The sequence below is a fragment of the Dysgonomonas sp. UBA7710 genome, from assembly GCF_002482385.1.
GTDB lineage: Bacteria > Bacteroidota > Bacteroidia > Bacteroidales > Dysgonomonadaceae > Dysgonomonas.
Genome location: NZ_DLFW01000011.1, coordinates 1 through 12,875 on the forward strand (window position 1 = coordinate 1; position 12,875 = coordinate 12,875).

A 12,875-nucleotide genomic window follows, 5' to 3' on the forward strand; every position below is an offset into this window, starting at 1 on the left:
AAATGAGGCACGATTGTTTCCAATGCTATATTCATTCGTATTTTTATTGTTGTTCTTGTTCTTTCTCTTCCGATGTCTTTACCTGCCGGTTCTATGCAGACGTCAGGCTGCTCTCTATTTACAGACTATTTTTTTAAGTCAAAGCCTGCTGATAAGCAGCCTTCTCACCCTTATTAACCTGTTTTAGTTTTATCTCGATTACAAAAGGTTCACTTAGTTTCTGAATGTCAGCCGGAAGGACTATGTCATAATAAACGGAGCCGGATTTATCCCGTCCTCCATCCCTAACAACTGCAGCTTTTTTAGTCGATTTAAACATAGCACTCTCTATCACATAAATCATGTCTTTTTCTTTGCTTCTCGGGACTTTTATTTTCAGAAGATTATTCATTGGTTTATTAAACACTGTAAGATAAGTAATATCACCTTTTGCGGTCGAATGTCCCCAGTCCTGTTTTTCAAGTACGGAATGTTGTACTCCGTACACGGCGTCTCCATTTACTGACATCCAGTTTCCTATACTCTTGGCAATATCCGTTTCTTCCTGACGGATATTACCGTCTCCGTCAGGCCCGAAATTAATCACGAAATTTCCATCCAGGGAATTGGCTTTCACAGTCATTTCAATCAGATCATAAGGCGTCTTCACGTAAGTCAGGGACCAGTCACGGTGGTATCCCCACTGATTTTCGGGTATAGTCATTACACAATCCCAGTCGAAGCCTTTGGTTTCCGCCAGGCTGTTGGGAAGATTACGCTCAAAACGCTGGTCGTAGTCGTCTATCAGATCTCCGTTCGTATCCTCATGGCGTTTCCCGTTTTCATCCGCACGGAAACGGCTACCGATAATCAACCCCGGGTGCATATCCCGCAATTCCGTACCGAGCGCATCCACCCAGGCGGCTTCTTTCATCCATGCGCCATCCCAGGAACCGTCGAACCAAAGCCCTTTGACAGTTGGGTAATTTGTCAATAATTCTATCAACTGATTCCGTGTAAATTCCTTAAATGTTTCGTAGCCAGCCTTGTCTTTTTCATTTGAAATCGCTGTATATCCTGCCCAGTTAAGCCTGTCGTCGTTCGTGATTGCTGTTCCCGCCTGATAGCCGGGATGGCTCCAGTCAATAATGGAAAAATAAAGATATACATCGATGCCTTCGGCTGTATATGCATCTACCAGTTCCTTGACTATATCGCTCTTATACGGGGTATTCTCTATGGTATAGTCAGTATATTTGCTCGGCCACATGCAAAAGCCATCATGGTGTTTTGTGGTAAATATCATATACTTGGCACCCATCTGTTTGGCTTGTTTCGCCCATTTTTTTGCATCGAATTTTGCAGGATTGAACTGTTTGTACAGATTATCGTATTCTTCTTTTGTTATTAATCCCGATGTACGAAACCATTCGGCAGCATAATGTGTCGTTTTACCGTTCCACTGGCCGCCGGGGATCGCATAAACGCCCCAGTGGATAAATTGCCCCAATCCGTACTCGCGCCAGCGCTGCATATCGGCATCGGTACGTTTTCCGACACGGTGTGCCCCATATTTTAAGGGTATTCGCATTTTTTTTTCAGGAGATTGAGCAATGCTTTGTAAGAAGAACAGCATGCAAAATAAAAGTGTGAAAAAATGTATTTTTTTCATTATGTTGATATTTTTAATTATTCAGTTATTATCTACAAGCCGGTATGCTCCGTCGTTTTTTTCTCAGGCTGTTTAGTATTCGCTGCTTTTTTACTATCCGGTGAATAATTCCATATAATCTTGTCGCTATATTCTTTTCCGTCTTTCACTGCCTTGGCTTCTATTACGTTCTCCCCTGTATTTAATTTTATATTGTTAAAAATATAATGCACCGGGGTCGTTCCTTCTTTAAAATTGGTGATTTCCAATCCGTTGACAAACAATCGCGGAACACCTATATTAGAGTATACGGTAACCGGAGTCACTTCATTTTCCCGCTCGATAGCCCTGCGTTGAGTCAGGTATAAAACAGGTTCCTTGCTCCAGTTTGCTTTATACCAGTAAAAGGGGTCTTTTTTTATCTTACGGTCAAACGTCACGAGACCTTTCATATTACGCGCTTCTACACCTCCCTGTGTATTGACAGGCGTAGCAAAATCAAATGTATTCCATACATAAGAAGCGAGCAGGTAAGGATGTTTGGATATAAAACCCCACTGTATCTCGTGAAACTTAGTTGAAAACGTTTCAGGATAGAACTGGGAAAAATACCTCCCGAACTCGCCTACTACTTCTTCCTGCTGGTCTACATTGGCTTCTGCACCATATTCGGAAAATATTACTTTGTAACCCGGAAAATCTTTTTCCATACCTTTGATCCATTTTTCCACATCGCTTATCTCCCCGCTGTACCATCCGAAATAATGATTTATCCCTTGTATATCGGCGTTCAGATTGGATGCCTGGCCAACCTTCGAATAACCGCTTACCGAAACCGTATATCTGTCCGGATCTTCTGTTTTTGCCAGATCATTCAGGTCTGTGGTAAGGGAAACTGTATAATCGTAAGGTGTGTAGACTTCGTTATGCAAACCCCAGACATAAATGGAAGGATGATTGTAATTCTGACGGATAAGTTCCGTAAGCTGTTGTCTGGCGTTCCCGGATTCCCGGGTACTTACCCTGTTCACAAAAGGTATTTCAGCCCAGACAATGAACCCTATACTGTCGCATTTTGCATAAATCCTTTCGGCCTGCTGATAGTGGGCAAAGCGGATTGTCGTTGCGCCGATTTCCTTTATGATTGCCAGGTCAGTATCGTGCTGCTCATCGGTCAGGGCGCTGCCTGTACCCCACCAGTCCTGATGGCGGCATACCCCATACATGGGAACCTTTTTGCCATTCAGGTACATACCGTCGCCGGCTTTCAATTCAAAATGCCGTAATCCCAAAGGTTGTATCACTTCATCTATGACCTTATTATCCGATACCAGTTGTATAACGACTTTGTACAGGTATGGGTCTTCAAGTCCCTGCCACAAATGCGGGCTCTTTAATGCAAACCCCTGTACAAAAAATTGTCTTCCCTGGGGCAGGACGGTAACAGGCATTTCCTGCTTTGATTTGACTTTTCCGTCCATTTCATATATAGTAGTCAGTAAACGGACATTTTTTGTGTCGTGATTCTTGTTTTCCAGTTTAATTTTTACGCTTATTTCGGCTGACTTATCCGAAACATTCTTCTGGCTTATATAAATTCCCGGCGAAGCATAATCGGTAACGGTAATATTCAGCTTTTCCGTTACAATAAGCTCCACAGGACGGTAAATTCCGCCATAAACACCGAATAAAGTATGATTTACGGGTATAACATCCGGTCTGGAATTGTTGTCCACTTTTACCAGTATCTCATTTTCCTGTCCGTATCGTAACAGCTTTGTCATTTCGATTACGAAAGCGGAATATCCTCCCTTGTGGTTTCCCGCAAACACTCCGTTTATATAAACCTCGGCTACCGCCGCTACTCCTTCAAATCGTAGGAACACCCGTTTATCGCCTAATGACGGATCGGGAGTATATGTTTTTCTATAATAGGCTTCGCCCGCATAAAACGTATTCTTCTTCACCTGCATGTCTTCAGCGTTCCAAGTGTGTGGGATTTTAACAGGCAGCCAGTCTTCGTTCAATGTTTTGGGTAAATCTTCGGCCTTCTTGAATAACCAGCCGTCATTGAACGGCTGGCTATCGCGACCATAGGCCTGAATCAACATAAATATACAAAGTAGACTTAGAAGAAATCTTTTCATGATATAGTTTTAGTTTAATCGAATTTGGATGATAAATATATAAAAACCGGATAGGTTGTTATTCGGTTTGGCTTTGCTCTTATTGACTTTCTTTTTGCTCTAATTAATATTCTTGATAAAGAATCCTTTCAGATGAGGTAAGCCAAACCTGAAAGGACCCTGCTGATACTTCAATCTATCTAACCTAAAAACGTTTATTTTTTATTTTTCAGGCCAAGCTCTGCAAACTGCATTGTGCTTCCGCCGGAGTTATCCCATTCATCAAACCTCATTTTTAGATACCGGTAACGGGCTGCTGCGTCCAGAGTGATTTCATTTACCGTAGCATTAGGAAGTCCGACATGTTCCTTAACCGGGATGAAGGTACTTCCGTCGTCGCTTCCATAAAACGATACGGCTTTTGTATTCAGAAATGCCTGAAAATTTCTGTTGGTCAGAACAATTGTGTTAAATGTCATTTGCTTCCCAAAATCTATGACAGCCCATACTTCCTGACCTGTGGCCGGTACTGAAACTCCCCCATAACTTTTACCCGGTTTCACCATCGACAAGCAAGTCGACAGGTCTCCGTCTACAAGACTACCCGGTGCATTTGATATTGCATCGTCCGTTGGAAGAGGATGTGATGTTGTTACCGACCAGCTTCCGTCATTTATAATATCTTCGCTTTCGAAAGTATATGTTCCTCCGGTATTTACCAAATGGTACGTATAAGGGCGTGATACACTTTTGGCTGTCCCGTTCTCCATTAGGATAGTTACGCCTAGTCGGTAATCAAAGTTGTTCACCCTCATTTCTTCGATTGGAATATCCAGTTGAAAGGTGTTTCCTACAGGCTTGGCCACAAAAGCCACGCTTGTATAACCATGCGACCCTCCCAAAAATGTTTCGGATGCATTGTAAAATCTGATGATTACATCCGTTACCGGAACAGATGCGATGAAGTTGCCTTTCACCGTGCAGGTACCGCCGTTTATTTCCACGCCTGATATTTTTAATGAGGCGGTAACAGTCTCATAAAACGTTTTCTTCGTAAATGAAGATAGCTGGCAATTATTCATGATAGCTGCGCTTGCGTGATGCATAAACGTAGCAGTCTTACCATAAGTCTGATTTCCCGCTCCCATCAATGACATTCCGAAATCCACATTGTTTTTTTGAGAATTGGTTGGCCCCACATGCGGTTCGTTTAGCGCATGACCGAGTTCATGAAACATACCACCAATAGAATTGTTAGTAATGCCGCCAACTGGTTTTATCGGGTTACCGGTAATAGGATCTCTTTGCATATTTTCGTATGCCATGCCTTCATATTCATAGGCAAAGCACCACTTACCGAGTCCATAGAAAGGCGTATCTTCGTTTGACCCGTTTATGGCGGTGAGTACAAGTGTATGCTCACTATATTTTGTCAGGCTATTCTGTGTATAGTACTCATTTATTTCCGTAATCATCTTACTCCCGCCTCCGTCATAAGGATAGTCTGCTTTTTTACCCTTGGCATTTATCTTAACAATATCCACCATGCCGTTCTCATCTAATGGAAGGCCAAAACTTTTCTCCGCATATCCCCAATATTTCATCCATTTACGTACAAACAACTGATGTCTTAACAACAATGTACTGATCCGCTTTTTATAACCCGGATTTTCTATAATATCGGACGGAACGAAGTAAACCACATTCAGTTTGTACGAATAATTATCGTTATTAGGATCGCCTTTTACATCATAAAGCACATCGGGATTTATTTTTGAAACAACAGTTACTGTATTCGATTTTATATTCCGGGCCTGTGTCTCGCCATAAAATATACTTTGGGTATTGAATCCGCTGTAATTCAGATCGGATAGTTCTTCATCGGTAATACCGGGCTTTAGGCTTGTTTTTATGCTTATAGTAATGGTGGACGAACTCAGGTAACTGTACGAACCACTGATTTTTGTAAACGAAACCTTTATCGTATTTTGGTCGATTGTGACCTCTGCCTGAGTAACCGTCGCACCCTTCGAGTCGGTAACAGTAATATTGTCTGCCGACAATACGAACAAACTGCTGAAAGACAGTTCCAGAGAAGGTTTTGACCAGTTGATCGTTTTCCCGTTGAATTCTAATTGGGAAGAGAAGTTAAGTTCTTCGTCAATCTCTGTCAATTCAAAGGATTCTTTGCCATTAACCGTTTGTTTCAGGCTGACGTCTGTCAGGTCGGCATACACCGGTGGGTTTTCCGGTTCTTCATTATTATCGCTACACGAAAAAAAAACGCAGAATAAAATCCCCAAAGTAAGCAACCGGTAGAGTTTGTTCTTTTTATTCATGGTATATTTTTATATAATTGAACAAGAAAGACATAGGGCAAGGCGATTATAACCTTGCCCTATTTATGTAAAGAATATTTATTCGATTACAATTTTTCCTAAACCGAATTCGGCTATTTGCATCGTATTGCCGCTCGAAGGTTCTCCTTTACCGGGATAATCCGGATGCTGGTACTTATCAACATCATAAGTCCTACTTTGCACAGTCAAGATTACCTTGACATAACGATAGGTAGATGGGGTTATTGGAATAATATAAGGCTTGTCTTCAACCGATGTAACTCCGCCTACATACGAAACTTTTTGCGGAATCCAGACTATATTCGCATCATTTCCGGCAGGTTCGGCAGGAGTTATTGCGGTGAAATTAGTACCGTCATTACTACCGTATAAATAAATGCCGTATACCCGTAAATAATTGTAATTATTGGTTGATACAGCTTTTCCGTTATCCGGATTAGTATAAGCTCCACTCCGGTGTGCCCATTTGATATACTCAAACTCTTGCGCTGTTTTCATATCAACAATAAACGACGGTGCTTCGGAATCTGCCGGAGGTTGTTGTCCGGCTGCATTGCCGCCAGGTTTCACTAATGACAGGTATGAACCGGATTGACCGTCGAACATATGTTCGGGTAAGCCTGTTACGGGACTTTCTTTTGTATTACCATCCCATGCATAACCATAACCATTGTGGGTCTGCGTAGTTACCGTCCAACTCGTCCGGTCTATATCCACCGGTGTCCTTGTCACATCTAATACGCTTACATTCCAGTTTACCGACAGGTTACTGCCGTCGGTTGTCCTGATCGTTACCGTTGTAGAGCCAACACTAACAGTAGTTACAATACCAGCCGCATCAACCGTAACAATAGCTTCATCATTGGATGCATAGGAAAGGGCTTTATTCCATGTGTCTGCCGGAGCGAGTGTTACATTCGCGGCCAAATCGAAAGGTGCGCCTCCTATTTTCAGTTGCTTATTCTGTGCTGCCGCAGCTATATTGATAGCAGTGGCTTTCACCATATGATCGACAATATTCACTATAAACCGTGTGCTTACCCCCGACCCGTCCGTCGCGCTGACTATCAGGGTATCTGTTCCAAAAGCCTTCGGTTTAAGAAGTCCGGTTTCGGTAACAGTCATTAATTCCGGATGCTTATTAGTAAAGGTTACTTTTTGGTTTTTAGCACTTTGAGGTAAGATTACCACATTAAGCTGTAGTTCTTCGTTATCTTTGAACGAGATTTGCATAGACGGCGTTCCCGTACTTACATAAACGGCTTCCTTTACGGCTATTGAAGTAACTTTTCCATCATTATCCGGTTCGAACCCCTGCGGATCACAACCGCTAACCAGCATAATAACTGCCAGAACTGATAAATATATAATTTTCTTCATGTTTTATTATTTGACGGTTACTAATTAACGTTTTATATCTTGCCATTGGGGACTTTGCGTCAAATTCTTGTTTAACTCAAGTTCCTGCAAAGGAATCGGATTATAATAATATTTGTCGTCCCATTTTACAATTCCATTTGTTACATTCGGACTTTTCGGATAACCAATGATAAAGCCTTCACTGTCTACAAAGACATCCGAATTAAGTGTCGCTTTCGGCGCATTCTTAGCTTTACTTGTGTTTGTTCCGTCATATAGCTTTTGTTTTTCTGCCGTAAACTTCATACCCCGTATAGGTTTTTCTATAAATTTACCGGCTTTCCAGCGCACCAAGTCTTCGCGGCGAAGACCTTCCATAGCCATTTCTATGCGGCGTTCGCGGCGTATTTCGCGAAGGATCGGACCAGGAACATATCCGGCATATTGCTGATACAGATTGTCCAGACGGGCATCAGCAGGGATATTCTGCAAAGCCAGCTTGCTGTTAGGATATTTAGTGAAGTCAAAACCGGCTCGCAGGCGTAAAGCATTGACAGTAAGATCGAGGTCTTCATTAGTAATTGTACCCAATTCCGCTTTGGCTTCCGCATACATCAGCAAAGCCTCCGCATAACGGAAAATCAGGGCTGTCTGCGTTCCACTTGTTGTTGAACCGTTATCTATTTGTTCATTCGTCCAGTGTTTGACAAACATATAACCGGTGGCACAAGGACCGCCGGTCGGCGTCTGGTTGGCAGTAGGACAATTGTAAGTGATCTCGGGATATTTAAGGCCTTGAAGCGCCTGATTAATTACACCACCATTTTCGTCCCTGTTGAAAATAGTAATGTATTCACCCGGTTTCACGACCGTTTGCCGCAGGCGTGGATCGCGATTATCCAGTTCGCGCCAGTCGTCGCCGTCATAACCTTTGAAAAGCGGGCTTGAGGTAATCGGTAATCCGTCTATACATAAATATTCGTCTATCAGGTCTTTCGTCGCCCCTTTACAATAACGTCCGCTGGCGTTTCCCCTGTTCATATTGAAATAGCGGGAAGTTCCGTGCCCAAGTTTAGAGCCATCATATACACGCGCGAGAATCGCTTCTTTGTGATCGCCACCTGTCATACCATTCAATTTGAACAAGTGCCAGTAAGGATCATTCCCTACCTCGCTCGGTACATTGTATAATTGATATTTACCGGAAGATATAATTTCATTACATGCTGCGGCACATTCTTCGAGGAACTTGTTGGCAGTAGCTTGCAGGTTCAATTCGGTATGATATTTGCGGAAAGTGCCTTCAAACAGACAAAAACGCGCTTTCAGGAAATTTGCCATGTCACGGTTGATGCGCCCGGTTGCCCCGCTTTCAGTACTTATGTGCTGTACGGCATAGTTAAGGCATTCCAGTATCTTATCGGCAAGTTCCGCACGGGGAGTACGCGGGGAATACAATTCGGGAGAATCTATATTCAAATCCTTCTCCAGCCATGGTACTTCACCAAAAGCGACTATTTTCTGGTAATAGTCCCATGCCTTGAAGAAATAAGCTTCCGCCGCATATTTATTTAAAAGTTCCGGGCTGCTCACTGATGCTTCCGCCTCACGATAGTGGTTGAGAAAATAATTAATGGTACGCAGGTTATTCCATCTCCAGCCTGTGTTGTCTGCATTATCAAGCGAAGATGTCGCGCTGGAAGGTACCTGCCAGGTACCTTGCATACGATTTACAATATCGCCGGAAGTGTTGCTGAATCCTATGGCATTGTCGGTAAATATATCACCATATATAATCTGGCTTCCGCGTGTAATAAAAAACGGCGGACTATAAGAATAGGCGTTGCCTGTCTGATGCCCTTGAGCATATACGTTATACAGCTGATTAAGGTACAAAGGCAGGTCGCCTTCATTCTTCAAAAACACACCTTCGGCGAGGCTCTGGATAGGATCTTGCTGCATAAAACCATCGTTACACGAGCTTAACGAAAAGCCTATCGAAACACAACCGATTGCAATATATTTTATTATTTTTTTCATAACTTGGTTCATTATTAATGTTTAAAAAGTAATCTGAGCACCCAGAGCAATCGTCCTTTTCTGAGGATAGCTGTCCGAAATCTGGTCCGGGTCGAAAATTGATGGTACTTCCGTAATCTCAAACAGGTTGTATCCCGACAATGTAAAGCGTAACTTTTCGACATGCAATTTTTTCAGCAAAGACGCCGGAACGGTATAACCTAATACTGCCTGCTTCATACGCAAGTAGGCTCCGTTTACCAACCATCCGGTCTGGACGGATGGTGCTCCTGCCGCAGACCTGTAACGAGGAAACTTCGCGTCTGTCTGATCGGGTTTCCATGAGCGCTCGTACATCCATTTACTACCGGCATTGTTAGTACCTCCACCCCAGTAAGTTGTACTGCCGATCCATAAATCACGTTTAACTACTCCCTGTAACAACATACTGAGGTCGAAACCTTTCCATGAAGCTCCCAGTGTGACACCGAATTTATAACGCGGTGTATTGTTCCCTATAATTTTCCTGTCTCCCGGATCGTCGGCAGTGTTGGAGCCTGTGTTGATGACTCCGTCGCCATTCAGGTCTTTCAGCCACGGATCGCCCGGATAAAGATTGCCCGAATGCCGGGGGCCATAGAAAACATATTGATTGCCATTTAGCACAAGGTCTTCCGCCTGCAAAATGCCTCCTGTCTCATATCCCCAGATTTCGCCTACGGTCATACCGTTATAGTACATATAGTCTCCTAGTGTTTTTATAGCATTGGACGGATAGTTCAGCACTTTGGTCACAGCATCTGACAGGACAAGTCCTGCATTATACTGCAAACCGTTGGCTAATTTATCTTTCCATTCCAATGTAAGTTCCCATCCTCTCCCCCTGATGACGCCGGAATTTTCACGAGGTGGTGTCGCACCCAGCAAATTCGGATATGCGGCACTTCCTTCTACAAGAATATCGGAAACTTTGCGTTCAAATATGTCCAATGAAAAATTCAAACGGTCAAGGAAGGTCGCATCCAGCCCAAAGTTGGTGGTTGCCGTTTTTTCCCAAGTCAGATAAGGAGACACCAAATTAGGCGCATTAACTGTGTTACTCCAATTCCCACTAATCCAGTAATTGGAACTTGTTGAGCTCATTGATGGCTGATACGGGTAATAGGAATCGGGTTGGCTACCAAGTTTACCATACGAAACCCTTATTTTCAGGTTTGAGAGCCATTCTTTCAAAACATCCATGAATTGTTCTTCCGATATCCTCCATCCGGCAGAGAAAGAAGGAAAGAAAAAGTAGCGTCCGTCCTGTGTAAAACGGCTGCTGCCATCGTAGCGTCCGTTTACTTCGAACAAGTATTTATTAGCATAATTATAGTTGATCCTGCCAAACACTGCTCTTCCGGTTCTCTTTTGTGCCGAGGTTTCCATTGTATTTAAAGTCGGGTCTTCCGTTGCATTAGGATTTAAGACATCCGGTGAAAATAAATTACGAAGGTTAAGAACAGACTGGCTGTATTCCACATATTCCTGATTGAACCCGAGTATAGCCGAAAGTGTATGCTTTTCTTTGAATGTTTTGTTAAAATCTGCATACACATTGATTTGGTAATTGTCGGTAACATCTTTCTCAAATCTTCCGCGGTTTTCTTTATATTCTTGCTGTTCGCTTACCGGTGACCATGTATAAGTAATATAGTAATGCGAAGGGTCTTTGCGCCTCATTGTGCGCCCTTGCGGTAGATAGGAAAGATCCGCCTTGAGTTTCAACGTATTCGGGATAACAATAAATTCCGGAGATACGGATAAAGCTGTAGTCCATCTGTTTGTAACCGTCCTGTTGCCATAATCCAGCCATGCGAGGTAATTATCCGTCCATTGTTCACCGCTCGGATCGGAAGCCAGTGTTTTGATAGGCATATTGATATTCTTGTCGGCATCCTGTTTCAATACAGACCAGATATTCCCCTTGTAACTAGGTACATATGGCTCGTCATAACTGTAACGGTTATAATTAACCTTTGTTTCGAGGTTAAACCAGTTTGTTACTTTCGCGTTAAAGCGGGTAGCTATATTGTAGCGGTTATATTTGTCTTCGCCTATCTTATACATACCATCTTCGGAGAGGTAACCCAGCGAAAGATGATAGGCAACTTTTTCAGTACCACCCGATATGCTCAGGTTGTGTTTTTGTGTCGGAGTCCAGTCACGCACAACCAATTTGTAAGGATTCATATCTCCTACCCATACGATAGAATTTCCATTCATCATATAACGATTATCTGGATTGTTCGGGTCTGCCATATATTTCTCTATGGCTTCCATTTTTCTCTTATCCAGATCACTGACAGTACCAAGCGTCCATTCTGAGTTTTGCATCACAAAGCGTTGAATTTCGTATGCATTCATAATATCGGGAAGAGCCGAAGGTTTATCCCATGAAATATCGTAACTGTAACTTATTTTTCCTTTCTGATTGAACTTACCAGACTTGGTGGTAATCAGCACAACGCCACGGCTCGCTTTTGTCCCGTAAATAGCAGAAGCCGATGCGTCTTTGATGACGCTCATACCCTCTATGTCGTTTGGGTTCATTTGATTTACCAATGTAGAACTCATCTCTACTCCATCAACCAGAATCAATGGTTCTCCATTTTTTAATTCCCATCTATTGTCAGTTGAATTGTAATCAATCGAAGTAGTTCCGCGGATATTAAAGTTTGGCACAGTGGAGGGCTTTCCATCACCCATAGTAATATTCAGGTTAGGGACAACACCTTGTAATGCCTGTCCCACACTTGTCACGGGCCGGTTTTCGAAAGCTTCGGCTCCTACCGCACTTACAGCTCCGGTAAGATTCACTTTCTTTTGGGTACCGAACCCCACAACTACAACCTCATCCAACAGCTTTGAATCTTCCGCAAGCTGCACATTAATCACAGTCTTAGAGCCTGTCTGAATCTCCTGCTTCGCATATCCGACCAGTGAGAATACCAAAACGGCGTTTTGATCGTTAACGGTGATATTATATTTCCCATCAACATCGGTCATCGTTCCTTTAGTCGTATTCTTTACGGCGACACTGACCCCTATGAGAGGTTCGTTCTTATCGTCCGTTACCGTTCCGCTAATTGTCTGGGCTTTGATACAAGCTATCGACATAAAAGTGAATAACAGTAACATGAATATCCTACCAGAGGATAATTCAATAACATACTTCTTTTTTGATAAATGTTTCATATAACATAGATTTAATAAGATAAATGAATTTTGGTATCATTTCGGGTTATGAATACTGGAAATTCTAAGGTTACTTAAGTATAAATGCAGAACAAAGGATGTTTATCCGGAACTTTCAGGTTTCCGGATAAACATCCTTTGTTC

General features: G+C 42.7%; 6 protein-coding genes. All 6 read right to left on the minus strand.

Going from position 1 to position 12,875, the window contains the following annotated elements; all coding sequences use genetic code 11:
- Positions 1–133 precede the first annotated feature (133 nt).
- Complete coding sequence (locus B3317_RS04395; RefSeq protein ID WP_291109006.1) at positions 134–1,651, minus strand: alpha-L-fucosidase; 1,518 nt, start codon at positions 1,649–1,651, stop codon at positions 134–136.
- 32 nt (positions 1,652–1,683) lie between these two features.
- Positions 1,684–3,777 carry a glycoside hydrolase family 2 protein gene (locus tag B3317_RS04400; RefSeq protein WP_291109008.1) on the minus strand — a complete coding sequence of 698 codons (2,094 nt, stop codon included), beginning with the start codon at positions 3,775–3,777 and terminating at the stop codon, positions 1,684–1,686.
- A gap of 194 nt (positions 3,778–3,971) precedes the next feature.
- Positions 3,972–6,095, minus strand: a complete 2,124-nt coding sequence (locus tag B3317_RS04405; protein WP_291109010.1) for a discoidin domain-containing protein — start codon at positions 6,093–6,095, stop codon at positions 3,972–3,974.
- 78 nt (positions 6,096–6,173) lie between these two features.
- The gene (locus B3317_RS04410) at positions 6,174–7,496 is read right to left on the minus strand and encodes an Ig-like domain-containing protein (RefSeq protein WP_291109012.1); all 1,323 of its coding nucleotides are present in this window, start codon (positions 7,494–7,496) and stop codon (positions 6,174–6,176) included.
- 24 nt (positions 7,497–7,520) lie between these two features.
- Positions 7,521–9,515, minus strand: coding sequence for a RagB/SusD family nutrient uptake outer membrane protein (locus B3317_RS04415; protein WP_291109014.1), 1,995 nt, complete (start codon positions 9,513–9,515; stop codon positions 7,521–7,523).
- 21 nt (positions 9,516–9,536) lie between these two features.
- A complete protein-coding gene (locus B3317_RS04420) occupies positions 9,537–12,731 on the minus strand; it encodes a SusC/RagA family TonB-linked outer membrane protein (RefSeq protein ID WP_291109016.1) in 3,195 nt (1,064 codons plus the stop codon).
- Positions 12,732–12,875: the final 144 nt, after the last annotated feature.